This window comes from Devosia limi DSM 17137 (assembly GCF_900128975.1).
In the GTDB taxonomy this organism is placed as follows: domain Bacteria; phylum Pseudomonadota; class Alphaproteobacteria; order Rhizobiales; family Devosiaceae; genus Devosia; species Devosia limi.
Window position 1 is genome coordinate 296,857 of sequence record NZ_FQVC01000004.1, and the last position, 26,941, is coordinate 323,797.

Below are 26,941 nucleotides of genomic sequence, written 5' to 3' on the forward strand. Positions count from 1 at the left end.
AGGGAAGATGGCTGCGTCCCGTGCCGCCTGCATGGCGCAGGGTGCTGCGCAGGAGTTGGAGAGAAATCCCGCTTCCGCCCGGATGCGTTTTGTTGCATGACAGGGCCGGAGGAAACTGGTGCGAGGCGAGGGTGGGCGAGCGCAAGCGGGTTATCGGCGGCACGGCGGTCCTGCGGGAACGCGAACGAGCAAATCCGGGACGCATGGAGCATAGCGAACTGCTCTATCTGATGCATGAGCTGTCGCGGATGATCAGTACCGGGTTCGATCAGGTCATGATCCGGCACAATCTCACCCATGCCCAATGGTGGGCGCTAATGCATATCTACAAGCGCGAAGGCGTGACGCAGACCGAACTGGCGACCATCATGCAGATGGGCCGGGCCTCTGCCGGTACGCTGCTGGAGCGGCTGGAGGCCAAGGGCTGGATCGAGCGACGCGCCGACGCCACCGACAGTCGCCTGCGCCGGGTCTATCTCAGCCCGCCGGTCGTGCCGGTATTTTCAGTGATGCAGGATGAGGGCACGGCGCTGTTCTGCAAGCTCCTCAAGGACGTTTCGCCCGACGCGGAGCAGGTTATGCTGACAGGGATGCGCCAGATGCGGGCGAATGCCGAACGCATGCTGCGACAACAGGCGCAAGACGAGCCGGACGCCAGCTAGTTCCCGGCCCCAGCTAGTCCCTGGTGCTGTTGCGCTTGCGGTAGCCGAAGCCCAGCGTGATGGCGATGCCGAGAGCAATGCCCAAAGCGATGCCCACGGTCAGATTGCCCATGACCAGGCCAATGCCTGCGCCAATGGCGACGCCAATGGCGATACCCACCGAAATGCTCATCTGCGCGCCCCCTCCCAAGGTGTGGGGATCATAGGAAGTTGCTGGGGCGCTGAAAAGGGGAAGAGGCGCAGCCGGGGAGCTACGCCTCTGATGACCGTCTCTGTTCTGGATCCGGCCGGGCCGGTCCTTCTGGAGCCTGCCGGGAAAGCCTCGCCGCACCAATGGGGGATTGTGCGGCGAGGAAGCTGGATGCCCTAGAAGGGCAGGATGGCGTCGAGCACCTGCTGGCCATAGCGCGGCTGTTGCACATCGGTGATCTGACCGCGGCCGCCATAGGCGATACGGGCTTCGGCGATCTTGGACGAGGGGATGGTGTTGTTGGCCTGGATATCGGAGGGGCGCACGATGCCGGCCACGATCAGGTCGCGGACTTCGAAATTGACGCGCACTTCCTGGCGGCCCTCGATGACCAGATTGCCGTTCGGCAGCACCTGGGTGACCACGGCAGCGACCGAGGTTTCCAGGCTTTCCGAGCGGTTGACCGAGCCGTTGCCGGTATCCTTGATGCCGGAGTTGAAGTCGATGGCGGAGCCTGGGTTGATCGAGCCACCCGATAGATTGGTGACGGCGGCGCCGAAGATGCCGCCCATGCCGGCGGTATTGGTCGAGCTGCGGCCGCGCTGGCTGGTATTGGCGATCTGGGCGCGGTCATCGATGGTGACCATGACTGTCAGAATGTCGCCGATGCGGTGGGCGCGCTCATCCTTGAAGAAGCCCTTGGCCGAGGTGCGGTACAGCGAATTGGGCTGGTAGGTGTCAGCGATCGCTTCGGGCATCGGCATGCGCACCGGCTGGTAGCCAGCAACGGTGGTGGGGTCTTCGATTGCGGTCAGACGGGGCGCATTCCCGACATCGGCCAGACGATCCATGGTGTTGCAACCGGCGAGGGCGGCGGTAACAGTCAGGAGGGTGGCGAGCTTGAAGAGGTTCATTTGATGGGCTCCTGAATGCGGATCACAGGCCGGCGAGGGTGAGCGGGGTGTTGCTCACTTCGACGGCGCCTGCGGCGAGGACAGTGGCGCTGATGACGCGCTTGGACATGAGGTTGAGGACCTGAACCGGACCGCCGATGGCGGCGCCGCCCAGGGCCTGGCCCTTGACGGTCAGGGTCATCGGGCCCTGGCGAAAATAGATGGTGACGAGGTCATTGCGCGAGATCAGCTGCGGCTCGGCGACATCGGCGGGCCTGAGCAGCATGCCTTCGCGGCTCTGGCGCTGCAGCTGCTTGCCGATGAGATCGTTGGGGGCGGCGAAGCCAGCGGTTTCGGCGTATTTCAGCGGCACCTGGCGCATGACGACATCGCTGGCCGACAGGATGGTGCCGGCGGGCAGGTTGGCGGCCAGGTGCGGGGCTTCCAGCATCAGGTCGAGCGTGCCGGTCAGATCGAGTGGCTTGGCGATGCCGGAGATGGCGAAACGGGCGCTGAAAGCGCCATTGCCGGGCAGGTAGCGCAGGCTCAACAGCTTTGCCGGCTCGGCGACGGCTTCGGCAGTGATCGGGTTGATCACGTTGGCGAAGATGGTCTGGACGCTCATGCCCGTGGTGATGATCCCCCGCGCGCCGAGATCGGCAGCGATCAGGCGGGACAATACGGTCTCGTCGACAATGGCCGCTTCGCGGATGACGCGGACGCTGTCGAGGCCGAGGGTGTCGAAGTCATCAAGGCCGATACGGGCGGCGGCGGCGGTGATGGCGGTCAGCGGCACGATGCCGGTGGTGCCGGGCAGGGGCGCCCGGAACAGGGGCTGTTCGGCCAGCGTGCCGGCGTCATCGAACATGTCGCCGACGGTGACGACGCCGGCAGCGATCGACACATCGGCCTTGAGCACCGGGGCGGCAAAGGCGGTTCCGGCCAGCAGGGCGGTGGCGAGAATGGCGATGAGGGGGCGGAGGGTCATTCAGTGGTCTCCTATCAACGCAGCTGGCTGGTGGATTTCATCATCTCGTCAGCGCCGGAGATGACGCGGGCGTTCATCTCGTAAGCGCGCTGAGCGGCGATGAGGTCGGCGATTTCAGTGACGGAATTGACGTTGGCCATTTCGAGATAGGTCTGCAGCAGATCGCCATTGCCGTCGGCGCCGGGGACGCCGATCTGGGCATTGCCGCTCGCGCCGGTTTCGCTGAACAGGTTGTCGCCGATTGACTCGAGGCCGGCCTTGTTGACGAAGCGGGCGATCTGGAGCTGGCCGAGCTGGGTCGGGTTGACGTCATTGCCGACAAAGGCTTCGACCATGCCGGTTGGCGAAATCGCAACTGACTTGGCATTGGCCGGAATGTTGATGCCGGGCTGCAGCGCGTAGCCGCTGGAATTGACCAGGGTGCCGTCGCCGTCGCGCTCGAACGAGCCGTCGCGGGTATAGGCGGTGCGGCCATCGGGCAGGCCGATCATGAAGAAGCCTTCGCCGCGGATGGCGACGTCGAGTTCCTTCTCGGTCGGGTTGACGCTGCCCTGGCTCATGATGCGCGGGGTGGCGACGGTGCGCACGCCCGAACCGATTTCCAGGCCAGCCGGGATCATGGTGCCCTGGTCGGAGGTCTGTGCGCCGGCACGGGTATATTGCTGGTAGAGCAGGTCCTGGAACTCGGCACGCTGGCGCTTGTAGCCAGTGGTGCGCATGTTGGCGATGTTGTTCGAAATGACTTCGACGTTGCGTTCCTGGGCACTCATGCCGGTCGATGCGATGTATAGCGCTTTCATGGCGGCTTATCCTTCTCGATCAGGCGTTCGCGTCGCCAAGGCGCTGGATGGCGGTGCGGCGGAGTTCATCCTGCCGCTGGGTCATCGAGGCCGTGGACTCATAGGCGCGGGTGACGCGGATCATTTCGGCCATCTCAGAGACACCCGAAACGTTGGAGCGTTCGACGAAGCCCTGCATGACGCGGGTCTCGGTGGCGGGGGCGGGCGTGCCACCCGAGAACAGGTTGGCGCCGTCGCGCTGCAATTCCTGGGCATTGGCGAACTCGACAATGCGCAGCTTGCCCTTGGGGCCTTCGCTGGTGGAAATGCTGCCATCGTCGGCAATGGTGATGCCGGTTTCTTCGGGACCGAACTGGATCGGGCCGCCTTCGCCAAGAATGGCGTTGCCGCTCAGGTCGACCAGGGTGCCGGTATTGTCGATCTGGAAGGCGCCGGAACGGGTCCAGCGTTCGCCACCTGCAGTCTGCACGGCAAAGAAGCCCTTGCCGCTGAGCGCGGCGTCGAGCTCATTGCCGGTCTGGACGGTGGCGCCGGCTGACAGATCGTGCATGGTGGCCCAGTCCTGCACATAGGACAGGGGCTGGTCGGCGCTGGGAAAGGCGCGGTCGCGGGCGACCGGCATGATGAATTCTTCAAACAGCATCTCTTCGGCCTTGAAGCCGGTGGTGTTGATGTTGGCCATGTTGTTGGCCACCACATCCATCTGACGCTGCAGCGCGATCTGCCGGCTGAGGCTGATCAGTTGCGCATTTTCGATCATGCTCGATCCCCGAAGTCTTAATCCCCGAACCGCCCAACTTCCCCAAGCTGGCCGGCTCGCCATTTACCTTGCAGAAACCATGCCAGACCTGAAAGTTTAATAAAATCAGATGCATGGCATCTTCTTCGTGATGGGCATGGTTGGATCTTGCCGAGATGGGCGGCAAAACTTACCCGGCAAAAACTGCCGCATGAGGGGTCCTGGTAACCTTTCGTTAACCATCGAGCGCTTAGCTGGAGGGGCTGCCGGAATCGTCCGGTTTTCTCACCGTTTGCGCAGGTTTGGCATGGCCGCTGAAGCAGAAGTCGACAATGCCGCCGCGCCCCCCAAGGGGAAGCGCAAGCTGATCATTATTGCCGCCGCCGCGATTGTCGTGCTGCTGGGCGGCGCCGGGCTTTATCTCTTTCTGTCTTCGGGCAGTTCGGCCGAGGCCGAACACGCTGCTGCGGCGCATGCGCCGGCCACCTTTATCTTCAACCTGCCGCCAATGACCGTGAACCTCAATAATGAGGGCGAGGGCGAAGCCTTCATGAAGCTGGTCGTGGCGCTGGAAGTCGCCAACCAGGAAATGATGGCCGAGATTCAGCCACGCATGGCCAAGGTGGTGGATGCGTTCCAGGTCTACCTGCGCGAGCTGCGCAAGAGTGACCTCGAGGGTTCGGCCGGCATCTATCGGCTCAAGGAAGAATTGCTGCGGCGGGTCAATGTCGCCATCTATCCCGCACGGGTCGAGAGCATTCTGTTCAAAGAAATTCTGGTGCAGTAAATGGCCGATCCGACCGATCAGGACAAGCTCGCCGCCGAGTGGGGGTTGAACGACCTTCCCAATACGCCGACCGTCGGCGACGTTGAGATGTCCGAGGAAGACAAGGCCGCCGAGGCTGCCGCCGAGTGGGCGGCAATGCTCGAGGGCGAGAGTAATGCCGATGGCAGCTCGCCCGACCGTGTGCTCAACCAGGACGAAATCGACAGTCTGCTTGGCTTCGACGCCAATGCGGCGAGCAGTGTCGAGCTGACCGGCGTTCAGGCGCTGATCAATTCGGCGCTGGTGAGCTATGAACGCCTGCCAATGCTGGAAATCGTCTTCGACCGCCTGGTGCGGCTGGCGACGACATCGCTGCGCAATTTTACCTCGGACAATGTCGAAGTCACCATGGACTCGATTTCGTCCGTGCGGTTCGGCGATTATCTGAACTCGATCCCGCTGCCGGCTATTCTCTCGGTCATCAAGGCCGAGGAGTGGGAGAATTACGGACTGCTGACCGTCGATTCCAGCCTGATCTATTCGATGATCGACGTCCTGCTGGGCGGCCGTCGCATTGGCGGCAATATTCGTGTCGAAGGGCGGCCTTATACCACCATCGAGATGGCGCTGGCCCGCCAGATGATCGAGCTGATCCTGGCCGATACGCATCGCGCCTTCGAGCCCGTAACGCAGGTCAATTTCAAGCTGGAGCGCATGGAGACCAATCCGCGCTTCGCGGCAATCTCGCGTCCCGCCAATGCGGCTATCCTGATCGAACTGCGCATCGAAATGGACGACCGTGGCGGCAAGATCGAAATCCTCTTGCCCTATGCCACGATCGAGCCGATCCGCGAACAGCTGCTGCAGATGTTCATGGGCGAAAAGTTCGGCCGCGACCCGATCTGGGAAGGCCATCTGGCCACCGAGATCTATTCGGCCGATGTCGAGGTCGAGGCGGTGCTGCATGAGCAGGACCTGCCGCTGTCACGCGTACTGAGTCTGGCGCCCGGCGACACGGTAATGTTCGAGCGCGCGCCCACCGATCCGGTGCGGCTGCGCTGCGGCGATGTCGATCTTACCGAGGCCCTGATGGGCCATATCGGCAATCACGTATCGGTCCAGGTGACCAGGCCCCTCAATCCGCCCAAGGTGACCATGGCGGCATTCGAGGCGATCGACGACAAAATGGAAGGACGATGATGTTCGGTTTGCCTCTGGGCCTGTTTGTGGAGATCGCGGTTGCGATCCTGTTGGCGCTGACCATCGGCTATTGTGTCGTGCTCAATGAGCGGCTGAAGCGGCTGCACGCTGACCGCGATGCGCTGCGACAGATGGTGACCGACCTGATCGGGGCCACCAATCTTGCCAATACGGCGATCAAGGAATTGAAGACGACTGCGGTGGAAGCCGACCTGTCGCTGACTGCAAGGCTGGAGGAGGCCGAGCGCTTTGGCATCGAGCTGGCTAACCATGTGACGGCCGGCACCATGCTGATGGAGCGTATCGCCAAGATCACCAGCGTGGCGCGTCATAGCCAGGCAATGGCGCCGGCACCGGTTGAAGAGCCAAACAAGGTGCAGTCTGCCCTGCAGCAATTGACCGATCGGGCGCGCGCCCGGGGGAATGCGGCGTGAAGTCCGTCCGGCTCCTGCCCGTCGTTGTCATGGCTGTGTCCGCCCTGCTGGTGCTCAAGACCGTGGGTCTGGTCACCAGTGGCGGCTATGTGCTGAGTGGGGTAGCGACAGCACAGGCCGCCGGTGGCGGCGGAGCGCCAGCCGCCGGTGGTGCCGAAGCGCCGGTCGGGATGGACATGACGCTGCCGCCCGAGCCGACAATGATCGACGAAAGCCCGACCCTGGCCGATGAGAGCCCAACCCTGGGGCAGGGCGCTGCACCTGCCGCCGCGGCAGGGCATGGGGAAGCTGCACCGGCCGCTGCTGGCGGCCATGGTGACCCGGCCGAGGGCGAGGCTGCGGCGGCCGATCATGGCGCACCGGAGCCGAAACCCAGCAATCAGGCGGTTGCCGCCAATCGCGGTCGCGACAAGTGTGGCGTTCTGCCCGCGCTGGCCGATGCCCAGGCCGAGGCAGCGACGGCGCCGCCTGGCACTGTGATCGACGGTGCGGACCTGGCTGCGCAGCTGGAATGGGACGAATGCGACCCGTTGGCCGAAGGTGCGCCGATGCAGGTCGATTCCAATGGCCGTATCGTGCCGTTGAGCCCGGAGGGCGGCTCGCTGAGCGAGCGGGCGCTGCTGGAGCGGCTGGCGGCGCGCCGCACCGAACTGGAGAGCTTTGAAGAAGAACTGAGCCTGCGGGCCTCGCTGGTCGACGCTGCGGAAAAGCGCATCGAAGAGCGTGCTGCCACCATGGCCGCCATGGAAGCCCAGATCGCCTCGCTGGTCGATCAGCGCCAGGCAATGGAGACAGGCCAGTTTGCCGGCATTGTGGCCATGTATGAGACGATGAAGCCCAAGGACGCGGCCAATATCTTCAACGAACTCGACATGGAAGTGCTGCTGCGCGTCGCCAAGACCATGAGCCCGCGCAAGATGGCGCCGATCCTGGCAGAGATGACCTCGTCGCGCGCGCAGGAATTGACGGTGCGCATGGCGGCACTGGCCGATCAGCCAACCGACCAGATGACGCCGAACGATCTGGCAGCCTTGCCGCAGATTGTCGGCCAGTAGAGCAGGCTTGCGACACTTTGCATCCGTGAACGTAAGGCCACGTTAAACCCAACGCGCTAGGTTCAGGCACGAAAAGTGTTTGTAACCGCGTTTTCGAGCAGCCGAAGTGGATTGCTTCGGTCGGAAACGCTGAGTGTGCGTTGGGCGGGCAGAAGCCGGTGAAGACGACGTTCTGGGCAGGCTGGCAGAAAGCCACAGCAGCCTTATTGATCTGTGCCGCTCTGGTGGCGCTGGGCTTTGTCACGCCAGCCATGGCGCAGGACAAGGGACAGCTTTTCGTGACTCAGGAAGAGGGCTATGCCCGCCTGATCCTCAGTTTTCCCTCACGCGATAGCCTGCCGCCCTATTCGATGCGGCTGGAAAACGGCGTGCTCTCCATCGAATTCACCGACCCCGCCGATATCATGCTGCCGGATGTGAGCCTGACGCTGCCGGACTATGTTTCGGTCGCCCGCGTCGATCCGGACCGCCGTGGCCTGCGGCTGGGCCTGCGCGCGGCATTCAATTTCAATCGTATCGAAGCCGGCGAGAAGCTGTTCATCGATCTGCTGCCGTCGAGCTGGCAGGGCATGCCGCCGGCGCTGCCGCAGGACGTTATCGATGATTTGGCCGAACGGGCGCGTCTCGCCTCGATCAAGGCCGAGCAGGATCGCAAGGCCGCCGCGGCGCTGGAATTGCAGCCGGCAGCCAGCGTGCGGATCGGGCGCAATCCGACATTCCTGCGCCTGCAGTTCGATTGGACCATCGACACCAAGGCCGAGTTCGCTCAGGACAAGCTGGAGGGACTCCTGGCGTTCGAGTGGCCGGTCGCGATCGATCTCACGGCCCTTGAGGTCAACCTGCCGCCCGAAATCGTCTCGGTGACGAGCGAGATCACCGCCGATGGCAATATGGTCTATCTGGAACTGGCCGAGGGCGTGCAGCCGCGGTTTTATCAGAATTCGCCCAGGCAGGTCATTCTCGACATTGACCTGGGAGGCGCGAGCCTGCCGCCGCTGACGACTGCGGATCTGGCTGCCGAGGTCGATGCCCAGGCCAGCGCTGCCGTGCCGGAGGCTGGCGCAGAGACTGCTATTGCGCAACGGGGTGGGGTCGATGCGCTCTATCCCGCTACAGTCGCTGGAAGCGTGACGCCGTTCATCAGCGTATTGGGGTCGACGGTACGGGTGGTGTTCCCCTTTGCCCAGGATACGCCGGCGGCGGTATTCCGGCGCGGCGATACCGTCTGGATGATGTTCGACACCATGACGGGAATCGCGCGTCCGGCAGAATCAGAAGCGCTCGATGCGCTGGTCAGTGATTTTGCCGTAGTTGCTGCTGGTGATACCCAGGTGGTGCGGCTCGAGCTCAGCCAGGAACGGCTGGCGACACTGGGTTCGGAGGGCATGGCCTGGGTGCTGTCGCTGGGCGACATCATGCTGACGCCGACCGAACCGATTCAGCTCAATCGGCGGCGCAATATCGAAGGCCTGTTCGAAATGACGGCCGATGTGGTGCGGCCGGGCCGGGTACATGAATTCCGCGATCCGGTGGTGGGCGATGTGCTGCAGGTGGTCACGGCCTACCCGCCGGCGCGCGGGCTGACGCGCAATCTGGACTATGTGGATTTCGCAGCACTGCGCACCGTGCATGGCATGGTGCTCAAGCCCAAAAATCTCAATCTCAACGTGGCGATCGAGAATCAGCTGGCGGTCATTTCCACCAATGGGGGGCTGACGGTTTCGGCGCTCGACCAGCCGCGCGCGGTCGGTGCCAGCCTCTCGGACACCGCGCGCGCCAGCTATGTCGACCTGAGGCGCCTGGAAGAGGTTGATACCGGCGCGTTCAACAAGCGCCGCGCACAATTGTTCGCCAATGCTGCCAGCTCCGAGGGCCGCGGGCAGGACGTGGCGCGGCTCGAACTGGCGCAATACCTGCTGGCCAATCGCTTCGCCCATGAGGCAATCGGTCTGTTGCGGGTGCTGGAGGGCGATCTTGAGGCAACGGACCTGACGCGCAAGGTGCGCATGTCGCTGGCCATCGCCAATACCGTGGCCAATCGGCCCAATGACGCGCTCAAGATCCTCAATGCGTCGTCGATGGCGCAGGACACCGACGCGCTGATGTGGCGGACGATCGCGCGCGCCGATGCCCATGATTTCAAGGGCGCACGACTGGACGCGCTGGAATCGCAGTCAGTTACCGGCAATTATCCGCTCTGGGTGCGCAACCGCTTTGCCTTGGCCGCGACCCGTGGGGCTGTCGAAAGCGGCGATGCGCGCATGGCCGAGCACCTGCTGGGGGAGATGGATTTCGCCAATCTCAATGCCGAAGAGGCCAGCCTCTATCATCTGCTCGCGGGCCGCGCCGATGAAGCGCAGGGGCGGATGAACGAAGCCATCGATACCTATGGCCAGGTGATATCCGCCGATATCCGCCCGACACGGGCGGAGGCGATCTATCGCACGCTGTCGATCCTGGATGGCGAAGGCAAGCTCAACCTGTCAAAGGCAACCGAAACCCTGGCGGCCGAGGCGATGCTCTGGCGCGGCGACGCCCTGGAGGCCGACATGCAGAAGATGCTGGCCGAACTGTATTTCCGTGATGGCGCATACCGCCCGGCCTTTGAAACGGTCAAACAGGCGGTGGCGAACTATCCCGAAAGCGCGTCCATCAACGCGCTGCGCGATGAGGCGCAGAAGGTGTTTGCCGAACTCTTCCTCGATGGCCGTGCCGATGCGCTGGGGCCGGTGGATGCGCTCGGCATCTATTATGACTTCCGTCACCTGACCCCTTCAGGTGTGCGCGGCGATGAAATGATCCGCAATCTGGCGCGGCGACTGGTCAAGGTCGACCTGCTGGCCCAGGCTGCGGAGTTGCTCGACTATCAGCTGCAAAACCGGCTGCGCGGCGTGGCCCGAACCCAGATTGCCGCTGATCTGGCGATAATCTATCTGGCCGACCGGAGGCCGCAGGATGCGCTGCGGGTGCTCAACCAGACCCAGTTGCCGGACCTGCCGGCGGGCCTGGTGCGGCAGCGGCGTATCCTGGAGGCGCGGGCGCTGATCGATGGTGGCCGCGACCAGTTGGGCCTGGACTTGCTGCGCACCATGAGCGGACGCGATGCCGACCTGTTGCGCATCGATGCGCATTGGCGGGGGAAGCGCTATTCGCAGGCCAGCGAAATGCTCGAAGCCATGTACGCCCAGAGTGGCGTCACCACCACATTGGGCCAGCCCGCGCGCATGAGCATCATCAAGGCGGCCGTGGGGTATGTGCTGAGCAATGACCGGTTCGGGCTGTCGCGGCTGCGCACCAAGTTCGGCGATCGCATGGTCACCACGCCGGAATGGCCGATGTTCGATTTCGTAACCGGCGATATCGAGACCACAAGCCTGGAGTTCAAGAGAGTGGCGCGTGAAGTCTCGGGCCTCGATAGCCTGAATGCCTTCCTGGCATCCTATCGTGAAACCTATGGATCGGGCGGGGCACTGGCCCCGCTCACCGCCAGCAAGGGCGATCAGACCGTCGCCAGCCTCAACTAGCCCAGGGCCGGTGGCGACCGTGCCTCCGGTCGACTATCCGCTGACGAAACTTCGCACCAGAGATCCGGCGACCAGATACCAGCCGTCGACCAGCACGAAGAAGATCAGCTTGAACGGCAGCGAGATGACAATCGGGGGCAGCATCATCATGCCCATCGACATCAGCACCGACGCCACGACCATGTCGATCACCACAAAGGGCAGGAAGAGCAGAAAGCCAATCTCGAAGGCGCGTCGCAGTTCCGAGATCATGAAGGCCGGGATCAGCAATTGCAGCGAAATCTCTTCGGGCTCGGCTGGCGGTTCCGCATTGGTGAGGTCATAGAAGAGCTCCAGGTCCTTCTCGCGCACATTGGCACGCATGAATTCATGGATGGGCTGACTGCCCAGCTGGAAGGCTTCTGTCGCCTCTATCTGCCCGGCCATCAGTGGTGCAATACCCTGATTATAAGTGGCCTCGAGCGTCGGGGTCATGACGAAGATGGTCAGGAACAGCGCCAGTGACACCATCACCGAATTGGGCGGTGCCGTCTGCAGGCCGATGGCGGTACGCAGCAGCGACAGCACGACAACGATGCGCGTGAAGCTGGTGACCATCACCAGGATCGACGGGGCCAGCGACAGCAGCGTGATCAGCCCGATGAGCTGGATCGCCCGCTCGGTCAGCGAGGTCTCGTCGCCGAAATCGATGGAGAGGTCCTGCCCGAACGCCAGGCTGGGCATCAGGGCGAGGGTTACGACAAGTGCAAGTCCGAGCCAGGGCGCGCGGCGGCGCAGTCCCCTAGCGGCCGTCGGCTTTGCGGTCGTCGCGATGGGTGTCGCCGAATTGATCGCCCAACTCCGTGGTTCTGCCCTCCTGGCGGGCAGAGACCTCTTTAGCTGAGTCGTGGGCCGGGTGATCCGATTTATCGGGGTTTCCCGCCTCTGAACGATCAACGGGGCGCATCAGACCGGTATGGCGCAGCGAACTCGGTTGCCGCAGTGGCTCGATGGTGGCGGCTGGCAGGGGCTCGGGCGCGGGTTCGGCGCGCGGTTTCATCGGTGGACGGGGGGCGACGCGCGCCGCGCCGGGCAGGGGCCGGCGAACCTGCTGGGCGACCGGGGTTTCGACAACGGGAATGCCGGTTTCCACAACCAGGTCCTGGGCGCCGCCGGTGAGGATCAGGTGCTCGACATTATCGCGCCGGACAATGATCAACTGGCGGCGCGGATCGAGCGACAGCGTGTCGACGACCGAGAGACGACGCTGGCGGCCGCGCGCGACATTGCCCGAAGCAGCGAATACCAGCTTGAGCAGCCAGACTGCCAGCACGATCAGCACCAGCACGATGCCGAGCGCGAAAAAAGCTGTCAGCACAGTATTGCCTGAACCACCGAAGAGGCTGGTGAGGAATTGCACGCGTCGTCTCCTAAAGTCGTTTGCCACCCGAGTCGGTGCGGCAGATTTTGCCGATTAGACCCTGCAAATATGCAAATTGCGAGGCTCAAGGGCTTTCTGGCCTGCGCAGTTAACACTTGGTTAACCATCGCCCGGCAAAACTTGCCTATCACGCAATCGAGTCTGGCGGGGGAAATCGGCCGATGGGCCTCATGGATATGCCGGTCTTTACCGCGCTCACCGACAAGATGCGCTGGCATCAGACCCGTCAAGGGCTGCTTGCCGAAAACGTTGCCAATGCGGAAACGCCCGGATACCGCGGCCGTGACCTCAAGCAGTTCGACTTTGCCGAGCAGATGAACGGTTTTTCGTCGGCCAGCGTGACGACGTCGGCCACCCAGAAGATGCACTTTTCGGTGGGCGGCGCCGAGGGCGGTGCCTTCGGGGCGCAACGCATGGCCAATTTCGAGCTGACGCCGGAAGGCAATGGCGTGACGCTGGAAGACGAGATGATGAAGGTCACCACCAACCTGATGGATTATCAGGCGGCGACGTCTCTCTACCAGAAGTCGATCAAGATCCTACGTACCGCACTTGGCCGGCAGGCCTAGGAGAATCCTAGATGGTGGACTTCAATTCCTCGCTCCGGATCGCCGCAACCGGCCTGCATGCGCAGACCGCGCGGATGCGCATCATTGCGGAAAACCTCGCCAATTCCAGCTCGGCCGGCAAGGCGCCGGGCGACGAGCCGTACCGGCGTCGGGTGCCGACTTTCCAGGCAAGCTTCGATGCCGAAATTGGCGGCAAGGTCGTCGAGGTGGGCAAGCTGGCCTACGACATGAGCGATTTCAAATCCCGCTACGAACCCGGTCACCCCGCCGCCAATGGCGAGGGCTATGTGCAGTATCCCAATGTGGATCCGCTGATCGAGTCGATGGACATGCGCGAGGCGCAGCGCACCTACGAAGCCAATCTGAATGTCGTCACCGTCACCCGGCAGATGCTGGGCCGGACCCTCGATATCCTGCGCGGCTGAACGAAAGAGAAACCCTAAATGGTATCGACCCCATTCAATGCCGCTACCGCTGCCTATGGCAATGCCGCGCGGCTCATCACCCAGGCCGCCGCCAAGCCAGCTGCAGACCTGACGGCCACCGCCGGAGGCGGGGACTTTTCGGCCTTCCTCGCACAGAGCCTGCAGGGCGTCGTCGATAGCGGCAAGGCCTCCGACCAGATGGCCATGGACATGGTCAGCGGCAAGGCCAATGTCGTCGACATGGTCACCGCCATTTCGGAAACCGAAATCGCCATCGAGAGCATGGTGACGATCCGTGACCGGGTGATCTCGGCCTATGAAGAAATCATGCGGATGCCGATCTGATCTTCCCGCCGCAGGGCGATGCTCTCGCGGTGCCGCGTCCATGGGAGTAGATTGGGGCGGTGCAGGCGACGATTCGTAGCCCGGCAACTGCCAGGAAAGCAGCAATGAGCGGCGCAGAAGTTCTCGACATCGCCACCGACGGCATCTGGACACTGATCATCGTATCGCTGCCCATGATGATGGTCGGGCTTGTCGTGGGCGTGGTGATCGCGCTGTTCCAGGCGCTGACCCAGATCCAGGAAATGACCCTGGTCTTCGTCCCCAAGATCATCGCCATTTTCGTGACCATGCTCCTCACCCTGCCATTTCTGGGTGCAACCATGGCCGCCTATATGGACCGGGTGATCGATATGATCATCGTGGGCGGTTGATGACCCTTTCGCTGGATTGGCTGCCCAACACGGCCTTCCTTTATATTCTGCTGTTCGCGCGGATCGGCGCGATCCTGATGCTGATGCCGGCTTTGGGCGAACAGATGATCCCGGCGCGCATGCGCCTGAGCTTTGCGCTGGCATTTACCCTGGTGGTCTATCCACTGCTGGCGGACTCGCTGCCATCGATGCCGGTGGAAATGTCGGGGATCGTTGGCCTGCTGTTTCATGAACTGGCCATCGGGCTGATCCTGGGCGCCATTGCCCGCATCACGGTGATGGCCACGCAGGTGGCCGGCGCCATCGTCGCGTTTCAGACCGGCCTCAGCGGCGCCATGGCCGCGGATCCGACCCAGGCGGGGGTGCAGGGGGCGGTGTTCGGCAGCTTCCTGTCCTTCCTCGGGGTCACGCTGATCTTCGCCACGGACCTGCATCACGTTGCGCTTGCCGCCACTTTTGACAGCTACATGGTGTTCCGTCCCACCGATCCCCTGATGTTCGACGATGCGGCGCAGCTGGCGATCCGCACTGTCTCCAGCGCCTTCATCATCGGCGTGCAGATGTCGGCGCCGTTCATCGTCTTCGGGCTGGTGTTCAACCTTGGGGCAGGGATCCTGGCGCGGCTGATGCCGCAATTGCAGGTCTATTTCGTGTTGATGCCGGCCAATATCATTGTCGGGCTGGTGCTGTTCGCGATGCTGCTGACCATGATGATGGGCTGGTACATCACCTCGTTCGAGAACCATCTTGCGATGTGGCGAGGCTAGGCCATGTCAGATGAAGCACCCGAGCAATCCAGTAAAACCGAAGACCCCTCCCAAAAGAAGATGCAGGACGCCCGTGAGAAGGGCGACGTTGCCAAGAGCCAGGAAGTGACGACCTGGTTCATGCTGCTGGGGTCGGCGATCATCTTTGCTGGCATGGCCCCGGCGACGGGCGCCAATCTGACCGCCTCGCTCAAGGTGCTGATGGGCAATGCCGATCAGTTTGAAGTCGGCGGCGCGGCGTTTGGCAATTTCTTCAATGGCCTGGCGTTGTCACTGCTCGGAACGGTGCTGGCGCCGCTCGCCCTGCTATCGTTCTTCGCCATTGCCGCTAACCTCGTCCAGCATCCACCGCTGCTGTCGGTGGAACCGATTACGCCAAAATTCTCCAAGGTCTCGCCGCTGGCCGGGTTCAAGCGGTTGTTTTCCAGCGAGGCGCTGGTCAATTTCGTCAAGGGCCTGGTCAAGATCGGCATTGTGGGGGCGGTGCTGTTCTATGTGGTGTGGCCGGAGCGTGATCGCCTCGACACCATGATGACCGCCGATCCGCTGATCATCCTGGCCGACTTCCACGAGATCGGGATCAAGATTTTCGCCGCCACGCTGGCGGTCGTCACCGTCATTGCCGGCGCCGACTTCATGTATGTGCGCCAGAAATGGTGGAAAAAGCAGATGATGACGGTCCAGGAAACCCGCGACGAATACAAGCAGATGGAAGGCGATCCGCAGGTCAAGGGGCGCATCCGGCAGCTGCGGCATGACCGGGCCCGCTCACGCATGATGGCGGCCGTGCCGGATGCGACCGTGGTGATCACCAACCCGACCCACTATGCCGTGGCGCTCAAATATGATCGCTCGATGGGCGCGCCGGTCTGCGTGGCCAAGGGGGCCGACGCGGTTGCGTTGCGCATTCGCGCCCTCGCCACCGAAAACAATGTGCCCATTGTCGAGAACCCGCCGCTCGCCCGCGCGTTGTTCGCCAGTGTTCAGCTTGAAGACACCATTCCCAATGAGCACTTCAAGGCGGTGGCCGAAGTCATCGGCTTCGTGATGCGCCTCAAGGATAAGGGTGGTTGGCAGGCAAAGTGACAGATAGATTGCCGGAAAGCCGCACATTGGGCCGCTTCGATGTTGATAACCCGGTCTGCCCTCCCATGCGGGCGGGCCATTTGCTAGACCTTGGGGACGGCCCTGATTCGACTTTGACCCCGTCCCTTGGAGCACCCTAACCCATGGCATCGACGCCGCTCGATGAGGACAACTACCCCGACCCGCTGGTTTCTTCCGCTCGCGGCAGCTCCGGGGTGTGGCGCGTGGTGGCCCTGGGCCTCGTACTGGTCGCCGCCGCAGTGGCATTTTCCTATTTTGGCGACCGGATCCCGACCGATCTGGTGATGACCTTTGTGGGCCTGCTGGCCGTGGTCGGGGTGTTCTGCCTGTTCGCGCTTGCTGCCGGCCTGTTTCGCTTCGCCAGTGGCGACGAGCAGCGCACCGTGTCGCGCGCCGTGGTCGACAGCCTGCCATTCGGCGCGGTCGTCGCCGATCGCGAAGGCAAGATCAGCTATGTGAATGCCCATTACGGCAATTTCGCCGGTGGCGTCAGCAATGGCGTGCCGGTCGGCGTGCCGCGCCTGTTCGCCGGTCAGTCCGATGCCAGCGAAGCGATCTATCGCCTGTCGCGTGCCGCCAAGGACGGGCGCAGCGCGGTCGAGGATATCCGCCTGGTCGGTGGGCTGGGTGGCTCGCAGGCCGAGGCCAGCAAGGCGTTCTGGTATCGCGTCGCCGTGCGGCCGCTGCCCGATCAGGACGAAGTCAAGAAGCCGCTGGTATTGTGGTCGGTGGAAGACATCACGCGGGACCGCGACAACAATGAGAGCGCCTTCCGCGACCTGCAGCGCGCCATCGACTATCTCGATCATTCGCCCGCTGGCTTCTTCTCCGCCGATGCGCAGGGGCGCATTCAATATCTCAACTCCACGCTGACCGATTGGCTGGGCTATGACCTGGCCGAGTTCAATTCCGGGCATCTGGGCCTGACCGACATCGTGCGCGGTGATGGGGCGAGCCTGTTGATGCGCGGGCGCGGCGATGGCGAAATCCGCACCGAGATCATCGATATCGACCTGGTGCGCCGCAATGGCACCAGCTTCCCGGTGCGCCTGCTGCATCGTGCGGCCCGCATGGCCGATGGCGAATTGGGCGAGACCCGCACGCTGGTGCTCGACCAGTCGAGCGCGCCCGATACCGAGGAAGAGCTGCGCGCCGCCGAAGTGCGGTTCTCGCGCTTCTTCAACGACACGCCATTCGCCATTGCCACGCTCGATGGCGAGGGGCGGATCGTGCGCACCAATGCCCCGTTCGGCCGTATCTTCAAATGGTCGGGCGAGGAAAAGACCCTGGAGCTGCAGCCGCTAGCCGATCTGATCGGCGAGGGCAGCCGCGAAAAATTCGCCAAGGCGATTGCCGACGCATCCGCCCACCGCTCGGAGATCGAGCCGGTGGACGCGCTGCTCAGCGCCGAAGGCGACCATGCGGTCCGCCTCTATATCTCCGGTTCCGAGACCAGCGCCGGCTCGCCCGAGCAGGTCAATGTCTATGCGCTGGATATGACCGACCAGCGCAAGCTGGAAGCCCAGTTCGCCCAGAGCCAGAAGATGCAGGCTGTGGGCCAGCTGGCTGGCGGCGTGGCGCATGACTTCAACAACCTGCTGACCGCGATCATCGGTTTCTCCGACCTGCTGCTGCTCAAGCACAAGCCGGGGGATCCATCGTTCAGCGAACTGATGCAGATCAAGCAGAACGCCAATCGCGCGGCGGGCCTCACCCGCCAGCTGCTGGCCTTCTCGCGGCGCCAGACGCTGCGGCCACAGGTGCTGGAACTGCCGCTGATCGTCGATGACCTGACCGTGCTGCTCAAGCGCATGATCGGCGAGAAGAATACGCTGTCGGTCGAGCATGGCCGCAATATCTGGCCGGTGCGTGCCGACGTGGTGCAGCTGGAGCAGGTGATCATCAACCTGGTGGTCAATGCGCGCGACGCCATGGACACCGGCGGCTCGATCACCATTCGCACCGGCAATGTCACGCAGACGGAAGCCGAGGCGCTGAGCTTCGAGGGCATGGCGCCGGCCGATTATGTGCTGATCGAAGTGCAGGATACCGGCACCGGGATGAGCGCCGAAGTGCTGCAGAAAATCTTCGAGCCCTTCTTCACCACCAAGGAATTGGGCAAGGGCACCGGTCTTGGGCTTTCGACGGTCTACGGCATCGTCAAGCAGACTGAAGGCTTTATCTATCCTGTCTCGGTCGTGGGTGTCGGCACGACATTCAAGATCTTCCTGCCACGCCATGTGCCATTGCCAAGCGAAGTCGCCGCCAAGGCCGTCGCAGCGCCGGTGCGCGACCTGACCGGGCATGAACGCATCCTGCTGGTGGAAGACGAGGAGAGCGTGCGCGCCTTCTCGGCCCGGGCGCTGCGCACCACCGGCTATGAGGTGTTCGAGGCCGACGGCGGCGAAGAGGCGCTCGAGGTTCTGGAAGATATCGACTTCAAGATCGACCTGATGATCTCGGACGTGGTGATGCCGGAAATGGACGGGCCGACACTGCTCAAGCATGTCCGCAAGACCATGCCGAACCTCAAGGTCATTTTCGTCTCCGGCTATGCCGAGGAAAGCGTGCGCCGCGATATCGAGGACGACCAGAGCGTGGAATTCCTGCCCAAGCCCTATTCGCTCGACCAGATCAATTCCAAGGTCAAGGAAGTGCTGCAGGCGCTGGGCAAGGACGAGGAACGGTGAATTTTGTGGGGCGGATGGAGGGGCCGGGCGAAACCAATGTGCTCGGCGAACCGCTGCAGCCCTGTTCCTCCAATCCGCTAACCGGGTTCTACCGCACCGGCTATTGCTCGGCCGGCCCGGATAATGCCAGCCACCATCTGGTCTGCATCGAAGTCACCGCGCCGTTTCTGGAGTATTCCGGGGCGGCGGGGAACGACCTGACGACGCCGCGTCCCGAATTCGCCTTTCCCGGCCTCAAGCCCGGCGATCGCTGGTGCCTCGTTGCCGAACGCTGGGCCCAGGCCCTGGCTGCCGGCAAGGCTCCACGGGTCTATCTGCACGCCACCAACAAGGCGGTGCTGGACCGCATATCGTTCAGTGACCTTCGCGCGCATGCGCTGGATTTGAACTAGCCGAGCTGTTTGCCCCAGCGTCATTGCGCTGTCCGGGCCTTTCCCCGAGCACGCTGGATCACCCGGTGGATCCCGGTGCGGAGGGATGGTGCCTTTCGGCAAGTCGAGCCCCGCCGCTAAGCCCGCGTCAGCGTGCCCGGTGCGAGGAGGCCCTGATCCGCCAGCGCGCTCCACAGCTCAGGCGGAATCTCCAACCGCCACCAGTCGAGAATGCCATCGAGTTCGGTTGGCGAGCGCGGTCCCGGCAGGACGTTGCACACCGCCGGATGGGTTAGCGGAAATTGCAGGGCTGCGGCGGGCAGGGGGACGCCGAAATCCTGACAGACGGCCTCGATGGCGCGGACCCGCGCAATAATGGCGTCGGGCGCCTTGGCATAATTGAAGGTGCTGCCGCCGACCAGAATGCCGGAATTGAACGGCCCGCCAACCACCACCGATGCGCCGCGTTCGAGGCAGGTGCTCATGAATGGATGCAGCGCCGTCTGCTCGAGCAATGTATAGCGCCCCGCCAGCAGGAAGACGTCCCAGTCGCCCAGCGTAAAGGCATCCATGAGCACTTCCCACTCATTGACGCCCAGACCGATGGCCGAGACCAGCCCGCCATCGCGCAGTTCGCGCAGGGCCTTGTAGCCGCCGGTTTTGAGCTGTTCCCACAAGGGCTTGTTGCCCTCAATGCCATGGGTGGCGGTGCCGATGTCGTGGACATAAAGGATGTCGATCTTTTCGAGGCCCAAGCGCTGCAGGCTGTCCTCGAACGAGCGCATGACGCCGTCATAGGAATAGTCGAACACTTCGCGGAACGGCAGTGGATCAATCCACTCGTCGCGGGGCCAGTCCTGTCCGTGCACCGGCTTCAGCAGGCGTCCGACCTTGGTGGACAGCACGACGCCGCCGCGCTGTTCGCGCAGCGCATCGCCCACCAGATGTTCGGAGCGCCCAAAGCCATAATGGGGCGCGGTGTCGACGTAGTTGATGCCGCTCTTGAGGGCGTGGGCCACCGTGGCGCGGGCCTGTTCGGCCGGTACGGCAGTGTAATTGCCGGCGAGGGAGGCGCCGCCGAGACCCAGCGTGGTCACCTCCAGAATGGTCTGGCCGACGCGGCGTCTTTCCAAGGTCGGTTCGGTCATGTCAGCGCTCTCTCCAAGGTGGACGATAACTGACATGTTAGCTGGACGGAGTAAAGATTATGGCCCCGCCAATCGCGGGGATAGCGGTCCCGGCGTTAGTAGATATTACCCACGATAACCGGCTGATCGGCCTCGGTGCGGATCGGATTGCGCAGGGCGGCGCCGAATTGGGGTTCCTCGATTTCGAACACGTCGTTGGGCTGGGTGACGACGCCATCGGCAAAGCTCAGCGTTGCGGTGCCGAACATGTGGACGTGGATATCGCCGGGATTGCGGAACAGGTCATATTTGAAATGGTGATATTCCAGGTTGGCGATGGTGTGGCTCATATTGTCCTCGCCGCTGAGGAACGGTTTCTCCCAGATCACCTGCCCATCGCGGCGAATGCGCGACGTGCCCTCGATATGGGAGGGCAGGTCGCCGACCCGTAACTCCGGGCCAAAAGCGCAGGCGCGCAGCTTGGAATGGGCGAGATAGAGATAGTTGACCCGTTCGGTGACGTGGTCGGAAAATTCATTGGCCAGGGCAAAGCCCAGCCGGCGCGGCTGGCGGTTCTGGTCGATCACATAGATGCCTGCGATCTCGGGTTCTTCGCCGGCGTCGAGCGCAAAAGCGGGAGATGGAATCGGATGGCCGGGTGCGATGACCGTGTGGCCATTGCCCTTGTAGAACCATTCCGGCTGTACGCCCTTGTCCCCGGTGGCCGGCTTGCCACCTTCCAGGCCCATGCGGAACATCTTCATGGTATCGGTCAGGCCGGTTTCGGCGGCGCCGGTATTGGCCGTGTGCATGGCGTCGCGGGTTGCGGCCGAGCCGAGATGGGTCAGGCCGGTGCCGGTGACATAGAGATGGGCTGGATCGGGATGATCCACCGGGCTGAGCATCCGCCCCTCGGCCAGAAGCGCCATCTTGTCGACGGTATCCCCGAGCCCCTTTTCGGCGATCAGCGCACCAAGGCCGATACCGCGTGCTAGCGCCGCAATCGCCAGCTCGTAGACGCTGGTCGCGTCGTTGACGCGGCGGGTTTGTCCATTGTCGACAAGGCCGACAGCGCGATTGCCATCAAGATCGAGAAACTGGATCAGATTCATGGTCGACTCCTGCGCGGACGCGGCGGGCGGATTTGGCTAGGCATAGAACGCAACATGTTCGTTGGCGGCAAGTGCTAAAGTGGCATTCGCATCGCGCGTCGGTCGCATTGTGCCAGAGGCGGTCGCCGACTATATCGAGGCGGCGTCAAGTGGCGCGAGAATTGGAGCGAGCATGGCGTTGGACAGTGTCGAAACCGCGTTGGCGGCCATTGCAGCGGGCGAACTCGTCGTGGTGGTGGATGACACCGATCGCGAGAATGAGGGCGACCTGATCATGGCGGCCAGCAAGGCCACGCCGGAAAAGATCGCCTTCATGATCCGCCATACCAGCGGCATTATCTGCGTGCCGATGCCGGCAGCGCGAGCTGCCGAGCTCAATCTCGAGCCCATGGTCGCCAATAATATTGACCCGTTCCGCACCGCCTTTACCGTCACGGTCGACTACAAGGTCGGCATGACCACCGGCATCGCCGCCACCGAGCGTGCCGCGACCATCCGGGCGCTGGCGGGTGGCAATGCGCATGCGTCAGATTTCATCCGGCCCGGCCACATCTTTCCGCTGGTGGCCCGCGAGGGCGGTGTGCTGGCGCGCTCGGGCCATACCGAGGCCGGTGTGGATCTGGCGCGGCTGGCCGGGCTCGAAGCGGCGGGCGTCCTGGCCGAGGTGGTCAATGACGACGGCACGGTCAAGCGCCTGCCGGAACTGCTTGAATTCGCTGCGGAGCATGGGCTCAGGATCATTTCGATCGAGGACCTGATCGCTTACCGGCTGGCCAAGGAGGCGTTCCTCAGCCGCGTGGCCGTGGTGCCCACCATCATCGCCGGCATGCGCGCCGAGGCTTATGCCTATGAGACGCCGTTCGATCCGGTGCAGCAGGTGGCGCTGGTGATCGGCGATGTGCATGGCAAGGCCAATGTGCCCTGCCGGATCATTCGCGAGCAGCCGTTGCGCGATCTGCTGGGCCGGGCTGGGTCGGAGCCCGATCCGGTGGCGCGGGCGGTGGCCGAAATCAAGGCGCGCGGCGGCGCGGGAATCGTTCTATTGCTGCGCAGCGCGGCGGCCCTCGATCATGAAGCCGATGGTCGGCGTGCTCCAGTGCTGGACGGGCAGGGTGGCGAAAGCCATGGCAGCGCCGTCAAGCGCATGAGTGGGTGGCGCGAAGTCGGCGTCGGCTCGCAGATCCTGCGGGATCTGGGTGTCGGCTCGATCGCGCTGATGACCAGTTCGGGCCGGCAATATGTCGGCCTTGGCGGCTATGGAATCGAGATCGGCGAGACGATTCCACTTTCCTGACGGGGATGTCGCGCGCCAGGTTTGTTCTCGTTTTGGCCCTTGACAGGACTGAAACAAAATGAGAACAAATAGCGCACATTCAATGCACGACTAGTTGCGGTGCCAGCGCGTTGCACGGCCCACAAGAGCGTGAAATAAGGAGAGAATCATGGCTAGCTCGCCGCTTCGCGTTGTTGAGGGTGGATCGATGGATAAAGACAAAGCGCTTGCGGCTGCACTCAGCCAGATCGAGCGCAGTTTCGGCAAGGGCTCGATCATGCGCCTTGGCGAGGCATCCTCGATCGAGGTGGAATCGATTTCCACCGGGTCGCTCGGCCTCGACATTGCTTTGGGCATTGGCGGGCTGCCGAAAGGCCGTATCGTTGAAATTTTCGGGCCGGAAAGCTCGGGCAAGACCACTTTGGCGCTGCATGTGATTGCCGAGGCCCAGAAGGCCGGTGGCATCTGCGCCTTTGTCGACGCCGAGCACGCCCTGGACCCCATCTATGCCCGCAAGCTGGGCGTCAATGTCGATGATCTGCTGATTTCCCAGCCCGATGCTGGCGAGCAGGCACTCGAGATCACCGATACGCTGGTGCGTTCGGGCGCCATCGACGTGCTGGTGGTCGATTCGGTCGCGGCGCTGACCCCGCGCGCCGAACTCGAAGGCGAGATGGGCGATTCGCTGCCGGGCCTGCAGGCTCGTCTGATGAGCCAGGCCATGCGCAAGCTGACCTCGTCGATTTCCAAGTCGAAGTGCCTGGTCATCTTCATCAACCAGATCCGCATGAAGATCGGCGTGATGTACGGCTCGCCGGAAACCACGACGGGCGGTAATGCACTCAAGTTCTACGCTTCGGTGCGTCTCGACATTCGCCGCATCGGCGCGATCAAGGACCGCGAAGAGATCGTCGGTAACCAGACCCGCGTCAAAGTGGTCAAGAACAAGCTGGCGCCGCCGTTCCGCCAGGTCGAATTCGACATCATGTATGGCGAAGGCATTTCCAAGACCGGTGAGTTGCTCGACCTCGGGGTCAAGAGCGGGGTGGTGGAAAAGTCCGGTGCCTGGTTCTCCTATGACAGCCAGCGCATGGGCCAGGGCCGCGAAAATGCGCGCCAGTTCCTCAAGGACAATCCGGAGGCGGCGGCGACCATCGAGCGCGGCGTGCGCGAAAGTTCGGGCCTGCTCGGCGAAGTGCTGCTGGTCAGCGGCGGCGAGGACGGGGCCGCGGACGACTGAGATACAGCCCATGCAGGGATTGGAGGGGTACCGCTGACGCGGTGCCCCTTTTTTGTGCCGAGTGGTCGGGGCGCCTAAACTTGGTGATTTTCTGCTGACGCAGGGACCTCGGGGGCCGCGCGAAGCTGGACAGGGAAGCAAACCCCGCGATAGAAAGCCCGCACTGTTCTTGCGGCGCTGCCAATATGCGCCATTCCCGCGATGAAAGCCTCTCTATGACCAGCGTAAACGATATCCGTTCGAGTTTTGTCGATTACTTCGCCCGCAATGGTCACGAGGCGGTTGCGTCGAGCCCGTTGGTGCCGCGCAACGATCCGACATTGATGTTCACCAATGCGGGCATGGTTCAGTTCAAGAACGTCTTCACCGGCATCGAGAAGCGCCCCTATTCGACTGCCACCACGGCACAGAAATGCGTGCGCGCCGGCGGCAAGCACAACGACCTCGACAATGTCGGGTTCACCGCGCGCCACCACACCTTCTTCGAGATGCTGGGCAATTTCTCGTTCGGCGATTATTTCAAGGACCGCGCCATCGAGCTGGCCTGGAACCTGTTGACCAAGGACTGGGGTCTCGACAAGAACCGCCTGATGGTCACCGTCTACGAAGACGATGACGAGGCGATGGCGCTGTGGAAGAAGATTGCCGGCATTGGCGAAGACCGTATCGTGCGGCTCGGCGCAAAGTCGAACTTCTGGCAGATGGGCGATACCGGTCCGTGCGGCCCCTGTTCGGAAATCTTCTACGATCATGGCGAACACATCTGGGGCGGCCCCCCGGGCTCGCCCGAGGAAGATGGCGATCGCTGGATTGAAATCTGGAACCTGGTGTTCATGCAGTTCGAGCAGCATGGCGATGGCTCGCGCACCGGCCTGCCGCGCCCCTCGATCGATACCGGCATGGGCCTCGAGCGTATCTCGGCGGTGATGCAGGGCGTGCATGACAATTACGATATCGATCTGTTCAAGGCGCTGATCGGCACGGCTGCCGCGATGACCGGCGCCGATGTCAATGGCGAGGGCAATCGCAGCCTGCGGGTCATTGCCGATCACCTGCGTTCGATGTCGTTCCTGATCGCCGAAGGCGTGCTGCCGTCCAATGAAGGCCGTGGTTATGTGCTGCGCCGCATCATGCGCCGCGCCATGCGCCACGCGACCCTGCTGGGCAGCGAAGAACCCGTGATCTTCAAGATGGTGCCGACGCTGGTGCGCGAGATGGGCCAGGCCTATCCCGAACTGGTGCGTGGCGAAGCCATGATCACCGAGACCGTTCGCCTCGAAGAAGGCCGGTTCCTCAAGACCCTCGGTCGGGGCCTGCAGATTCTCTCCGATGAGACCAAGGCACTGGGCGAAGGCGACATTCTTGCCGGCGCCACCGCGTTCAAGCTCTACGATACCTATGGTTTCCCGCTCGATCTGACGCAGGATGCCCTGCGCGCGCGCAATATCGCGGTCGATCAGGCCGGTTTCGATGCCGCCATGGCCCAGCAGAAGGCCGAAGCCCGCAAGAGCTGGTCCGGATCGGGCGAGGCTGCCACCGATGGCATCTGGTATGGCCTGGCCGATAGCCTGGGGCCGACCGAATTCCTCGGCTATGAAACCGAAATTGCCGAAGGCGAAGTCAAAGCCCTGATCAGGAACGGCGCCCTGGTCGATGCTCTCGAAACCGGTGATGAAGGCTTTGTGGTTGTCAATCAGACGCCATTCTATGGTGAAAGCGGCGGCCAGGTTGGCGATAGCGGGCTGATCAAGGGCGATGGCGTTGCCGCCACTGTCACCGAGACGCAGAAGCATCATGGTGTGTTCGCGCATAAGGTCACCGTCACCGAAGGTCGCCTGACCAAGGGGCAGCCGCTGGAATTGCTGGTGGACCACGAGCGCCGCTCGGCGATCCGCGCCAATCACTCGGCCACCCACTTGCTGCACGAAGCCCTGCGCATCGTGCTGGGCGATCACGTTGCCCAGAAGGGCTCGATGGTGGCGCCCGATCGCCTGCGTTTCGATTTCGTCCATACCAAGCCGGTGACGCCGCAGGAGATGGCGGCGGTCGAGGATATGGCCAATGCGATCATCCTGCAGAACAGTCCGGTCGAAACCCGGCTGATGGGGGTCGAGGAAGCCAAGGAATCGGGCGCGCGGGCCCTGTTCGGCGAAAAATATGGCGATGAAGTGCGCGTCGTGGCGATGGGCGAGCCGACTGGCAACGGTCTGGGCTGGTCGGTCGAACTCTGCGGCGGCACCCATGTGCGCCGCACCGGCGACATTGGCCTCGTGTCGATCGTTGCGGAAAGCGCGGTTGGCGCCGGTGTCCGCCGGATCGAGGCGCTGACCGGCAACGCCGCCCGTCATCGCGGCAATAACCACGTCGCCATCGTCGACGCGGCCGCCGGCCTGTTGCGGGCGGGCAGCCATGAAGTGCTGGACCGGATTTCGGCCCTGCAGGACAATATCAAGAAGATCGAGCGCGAGCTGACCGATGCCCGCAAGAAGCTGGCTTTGGGCGGCACGGGCGCGGGCGCGGCAGCAAACGCCGACGAAACCGTCAATGGCGTCACCTATGTCGGCCGCACCGTCGAAGGCATTGCTGCCAAGGACGTCAAGGGCCTGGTCGATAGCGAGAAGAAGCGTATCGGCTCGGGTGTGGTTACCGTCGTGCTGAAAGGCGAGGACGGCAAGGGCACCGTTGCCATCGGCGTCACCGACGACCTGACGGCACGCTATGCCGCCGGCAATCTGATCAAGCTCGCGACTGCCGCATTGGGCGGGCAGGGCGGCGGCGGCCGTCCCGATATGGCGCAGGGCGGTGGTCCCGACGGCTCCAGGGCCGATGAGGCAATCGCTGCCATTCGCGCCGCGCTCTAGTCGCGCCGGACT

Annotated in this window: 26 protein-coding genes; 17 read left to right on the forward strand and 9 right to left on the reverse strand. The window is 63.2% G+C overall.

Annotation, left to right across the window (positions count from 1 at the left end):
* The first annotated feature begins 131 nt into the window (after positions 1 to 131).
* Positions 132 to 662, forward strand: coding sequence for a MarR family winged helix-turn-helix transcriptional regulator (locus tag BUA69_RS08900; protein ID WP_052950482.1), 531 nt, complete (start codon positions 132 to 134; stop codon positions 660 to 662).
* A gap of 13 nt (positions 663 to 675) precedes the next feature.
* Here BUA69_RS08900 and BUA69_RS20945 read toward each other — a convergent pair whose 3' ends face one another.
* The 5 genes from BUA69_RS20945 to flgF form a co-directional block, all read right to left on the reverse strand.
* The gene (locus BUA69_RS20945; RefSeq protein WP_169749452.1) at positions 676 to 834 is read right to left on the reverse strand and encodes a glycine zipper domain-containing protein; all 159 of its coding nucleotides are present in this window, start codon (positions 832 to 834) and stop codon (positions 676 to 678) included.
* 194 nt (positions 835 to 1,028) lie between these two features.
* Entirely contained in the window at positions 1,029 to 1,766 is a 738-nt protein-coding gene (gene flgH, locus BUA69_RS08905) for a flagellar basal body L-ring protein FlgH (protein WP_046134849.1), read from the reverse strand.
* 22 nt (positions 1,767 to 1,788) lie between these two features.
* Positions 1,789 to 2,733 (reverse strand): flagellar basal body P-ring formation chaperone FlgA, encoded by a 945-nt coding sequence (flgA, locus tag BUA69_RS08910; RefSeq protein WP_046134848.1) that lies wholly within the window; start codon positions 2,731 to 2,733, stop codon positions 1,789 to 1,791.
* A 14-nt stretch (positions 2,734 to 2,747) separates the two neighbouring features.
* Positions 2,748 to 3,533 carry a flagellar basal-body rod protein FlgG gene (flgG, locus tag BUA69_RS08915; protein ID WP_046134847.1) on the reverse strand — a complete coding sequence of 262 codons (786 nt, stop codon included), beginning with the start codon at positions 3,531 to 3,533 and terminating at the stop codon, positions 2,748 to 2,750.
* Between the two features lie 19 nt (positions 3,534 to 3,552).
* Positions 3,553 to 4,290, reverse strand: coding sequence for a flagellar basal-body rod protein FlgF (gene flgF / locus BUA69_RS08920; RefSeq protein ID WP_046135016.1), 738 nt, complete (start codon positions 4,288 to 4,290; stop codon positions 3,553 to 3,555).
* 289 nt (positions 4,291 to 4,579) lie between these two features.
* Here flgF and BUA69_RS08925 point away from each other — a divergent pair, with 289 nt between their 5' ends.
* From BUA69_RS08925 to BUA69_RS08945, 5 genes are all read left to right on the forward strand, one after another.
* Positions 4,580 to 5,059, forward strand: a complete 480-nt coding sequence (locus BUA69_RS08925; protein WP_046134846.1) for a flagellar basal body-associated FliL family protein — start codon at positions 4,580 to 4,582, stop codon at positions 5,057 to 5,059.
* Entirely contained in the window at positions 5,060 to 6,238 is a 1,179-nt protein-coding gene (gene fliM / locus BUA69_RS08930; RefSeq protein WP_046134845.1) for a flagellar motor switch protein FliM, read from the forward strand.
* Positions 6,238 to 6,672, forward strand: a complete 435-nt coding sequence (locus BUA69_RS08935) for a DUF6468 domain-containing protein (RefSeq protein ID WP_046134844.1) — start codon at positions 6,238 to 6,240, stop codon at positions 6,670 to 6,672. Before fliM ends, BUA69_RS08935 begins: the two co-directional genes overlap by 1 nt.
* Positions 6,669 to 7,727 carry a MotE family protein gene (locus BUA69_RS08940; protein ID WP_052950481.1) on the forward strand — a complete coding sequence of 353 codons (1,059 nt, stop codon included), beginning with the start codon at positions 6,669 to 6,671 and terminating at the stop codon, positions 7,725 to 7,727. Before BUA69_RS08935 ends, BUA69_RS08940 begins: the two co-directional genes overlap by 4 nt.
* Positions 7,728 to 7,885: 158 nt before the next feature.
* Complete coding sequence (locus tag BUA69_RS08945; protein ID WP_143154476.1) at positions 7,886 to 11,251, forward strand: tetratricopeptide repeat protein; 3,366 nt, start codon at positions 7,886 to 7,888, stop codon at positions 11,249 to 11,251.
* A gap of 33 nt (positions 11,252 to 11,284) precedes the next feature.
* On the opposite strand, the gene fliP is transcribed toward BUA69_RS08945, so the two are convergent.
* Together fliP and BUA69_RS08955 are read right to left on the reverse strand one after the other, a co-directional pair.
* Complete coding sequence (fliP, locus tag BUA69_RS08950; RefSeq protein ID WP_046134842.1) at positions 11,285 to 11,974, reverse strand: flagellar type III secretion system pore protein FliP; 690 nt, start codon at positions 11,972 to 11,974, stop codon at positions 11,285 to 11,287.
* Between the two features lie 58 nt (positions 11,975 to 12,032).
* On the reverse strand, positions 12,033 to 12,650 hold the full coding sequence (locus tag BUA69_RS08955; RefSeq protein WP_052950480.1) for a FliO/MopB family protein: 618 nt from the start codon (positions 12,648 to 12,650) through the stop codon (positions 12,033 to 12,035).
* Positions 12,651 to 12,832: 182 nt separating this feature from the next.
* On the opposite strand from BUA69_RS08955, the gene flgB reads away from it, so the two are divergent.
* The 8 genes from flgB to BUA69_RS08995 all read left to right on the forward strand — a co-directional run bounded on the left by flgB (position 12,833) and on the right by BUA69_RS08995 (position 19,337).
* Positions 12,833 to 13,240, forward strand: a complete 408-nt coding sequence (gene flgB / locus BUA69_RS08960) for a flagellar basal body rod protein FlgB (protein ID WP_046134841.1) — start codon at positions 12,833 to 12,835, stop codon at positions 13,238 to 13,240.
* A 14-nt stretch (positions 13,241 to 13,254) separates the two neighbouring features.
* Positions 13,255 to 13,665 carry a flagellar basal body rod protein FlgC gene (gene flgC / locus BUA69_RS08965; protein ID WP_046135013.1) on the forward strand — a complete coding sequence of 137 codons (411 nt, stop codon included), beginning with the start codon at positions 13,255 to 13,257 and terminating at the stop codon, positions 13,663 to 13,665.
* 18 nt (positions 13,666 to 13,683) lie between these two features.
* Complete coding sequence (gene fliE, locus BUA69_RS08970; protein WP_046134840.1) at positions 13,684 to 14,010, forward strand: flagellar hook-basal body complex protein FliE; 327 nt, start codon at positions 13,684 to 13,686, stop codon at positions 14,008 to 14,010.
* A 104-nt stretch (positions 14,011 to 14,114) separates the two neighbouring features.
* A complete protein-coding gene (fliQ, locus tag BUA69_RS08975) occupies positions 14,115 to 14,381 on the forward strand; it encodes a flagellar biosynthesis protein FliQ (protein WP_046134839.1) in 267 nt (88 codons plus the stop codon).
* Entirely contained in the window at positions 14,381 to 15,148 is a 768-nt protein-coding gene (gene fliR / locus BUA69_RS08980) for a flagellar biosynthetic protein FliR (protein WP_046134838.1), read from the forward strand. Before fliQ ends, fliR begins: the two co-directional genes overlap by 1 nt.
* A gap of 3 nt (positions 15,149 to 15,151) precedes the next feature.
* Entirely contained in the window at positions 15,152 to 16,234 is a 1,083-nt protein-coding gene (gene flhB, locus BUA69_RS08985; protein WP_046134837.1) for a flagellar biosynthesis protein FlhB, read from the forward strand.
* Between the two features lie 143 nt (positions 16,235 to 16,377).
* Positions 16,378 to 18,945, forward strand: a complete 2,568-nt coding sequence (gene cckA / locus BUA69_RS08990) for a cell cycle histidine kinase CckA (RefSeq protein WP_046134836.1) — start codon at positions 16,378 to 16,380, stop codon at positions 18,943 to 18,945.
* Positions 18,942 to 19,337, forward strand: coding sequence for a DUF2237 family protein (locus BUA69_RS08995; protein WP_425283935.1), 396 nt, complete (start codon positions 18,942 to 18,944; stop codon positions 19,335 to 19,337). Before cckA ends, BUA69_RS08995 begins: the two co-directional genes overlap by 4 nt.
* 116 nt (positions 19,338 to 19,453) lie before the next feature.
* Here the strand turns inward: BUA69_RS08995 and BUA69_RS09000 are convergent, their stop codons facing one another.
* Positions 19,454 to 20,464, reverse strand: coding sequence for an aldo/keto reductase (locus tag BUA69_RS09000; RefSeq protein ID WP_046134834.1), 1,011 nt, complete (start codon positions 20,462 to 20,464; stop codon positions 19,454 to 19,456).
* A gap of 95 nt (positions 20,465 to 20,559) precedes the next feature.
* Positions 20,560 to 21,555, reverse strand: coding sequence for an AraD1 family protein (gene araD1, locus BUA69_RS09005; RefSeq protein WP_046134833.1), 996 nt, complete (start codon positions 21,553 to 21,555; stop codon positions 20,560 to 20,562).
* Positions 21,556 to 21,727: 172 nt separating this feature from the next.
* On the opposite strand from araD1, the gene ribB reads away from it, so the two are divergent.
* From ribB to alaS, 3 genes are all read left to right on the forward strand, one after another.
* Positions 21,728 to 22,849 carry a 3,4-dihydroxy-2-butanone-4-phosphate synthase gene (gene ribB / locus BUA69_RS09010; protein ID WP_046134832.1) on the forward strand — a complete coding sequence of 374 codons (1,122 nt, stop codon included), beginning with the start codon at positions 21,728 to 21,730 and terminating at the stop codon, positions 22,847 to 22,849.
* Positions 22,850 to 22,997: 148 nt separating this feature from the next.
* Positions 22,998 to 24,068 carry a recombinase RecA gene (recA, locus tag BUA69_RS09015; protein WP_046134831.1) on the forward strand — a complete coding sequence of 357 codons (1,071 nt, stop codon included), beginning with the start codon at positions 22,998 to 23,000 and terminating at the stop codon, positions 24,066 to 24,068.
* A gap of 215 nt (positions 24,069 to 24,283) precedes the next feature.
* Positions 24,284 to 26,929 (forward strand): alanine--tRNA ligase, encoded by a 2,646-nt coding sequence (gene alaS, locus BUA69_RS09020; protein WP_082093784.1) that lies wholly within the window; start codon positions 24,284 to 24,286, stop codon positions 26,927 to 26,929.
* Positions 26,930 to 26,941: the final 12 nt, after the last annotated feature.

Bases quoted from the DNA above. Each gene is read 5' to 3' on its own strand.
- BUA69_RS08935 (WP_046134844.1), top strand. From the start codon at position 6,238: ATGTTCGGTTTGCCTCTGGGCCTGTTTGTGGAGATCGCGGTTGCGATC.
- ribB (WP_046134832.1), top strand. From the start codon at position 21,728: ATGGCGTTGGACAGTGTCGAAACCGCGTTGGCGGCCATTGCAGCGGGC.
- fliP (WP_046134842.1), bottom strand. From the start codon at position 11,974: ATGCCCAGCCTGGCGTTCGGGCAGGACCTCTCCATCGATTTCGGCGAC.
- flgB (WP_046134841.1), top strand. From the start codon at position 12,833: ATGGGCCTCATGGATATGCCGGTCTTTACCGCGCTCACCGACAAGATG.
- fliE (WP_046134840.1), top strand. From the start codon at position 13,684: ATGGTATCGACCCCATTCAATGCCGCTACCGCTGCCTATGGCAATGCC.
- flgA (WP_046134848.1), bottom strand. From the start codon at position 2,733: ATGACCCTCCGCCCCCTCATCGCCATTCTCGCCACCGCCCTGCTGGCC.
- cckA (WP_046134836.1), top strand. From the start codon at position 16,378: ATGGCATCGACGCCGCTCGATGAGGACAACTACCCCGACCCGCTGGTT.
- recA (WP_046134831.1), top strand. From the start codon at position 22,998: ATGGCTAGCTCGCCGCTTCGCGTTGTTGAGGGTGGATCGATGGATAAA.
- flgG (WP_046134847.1), bottom strand. From the start codon at position 3,533: ATGAAAGCGCTATACATCGCATCGACCGGCATGAGTGCCCAGGAACGC.
- araD1 (WP_046134833.1), bottom strand. From the start codon at position 21,555: ATGAATCTGATCCAGTTTCTCGATCTTGATGGCAATCGCGCTGTCGGC.
- BUA69_RS08925 (WP_046134846.1), top strand. From the start codon at position 4,580: ATGGCCGCTGAAGCAGAAGTCGACAATGCCGCCGCGCCCCCCAAGGGG.
- fliM (WP_046134845.1), top strand. From the start codon at position 5,060: ATGGCCGATCCGACCGATCAGGACAAGCTCGCCGCCGAGTGGGGGTTG.
- alaS (WP_082093784.1), top strand. From the start codon at position 24,284: ATGACCAGCGTAAACGATATCCGTTCGAGTTTTGTCGATTACTTCGCC.
- BUA69_RS09000 (WP_046134834.1), bottom strand. From the start codon at position 20,464: ATGACCGAACCGACCTTGGAAAGACGCCGCGTCGGCCAGACCATTCTG.
- BUA69_RS20945 (WP_169749452.1), bottom strand. From the start codon at position 834: ATGAGCATTTCGGTGGGTATCGCCATTGGCGTCGCCATTGGCGCAGGC.
- flgH (WP_046134849.1), bottom strand. From the start codon at position 1,766: ATGAACCTCTTCAAGCTCGCCACCCTCCTGACTGTTACCGCCGCCCTC.
- fliR (WP_046134838.1), top strand. From the start codon at position 14,381: ATGACCCTTTCGCTGGATTGGCTGCCCAACACGGCCTTCCTTTATATT.
- fliQ (WP_046134839.1), top strand. From the start codon at position 14,115: ATGAGCGGCGCAGAAGTTCTCGACATCGCCACCGACGGCATCTGGACA.
- flhB (WP_046134837.1), top strand. From the start codon at position 15,152: ATGTCAGATGAAGCACCCGAGCAATCCAGTAAAACCGAAGACCCCTCC.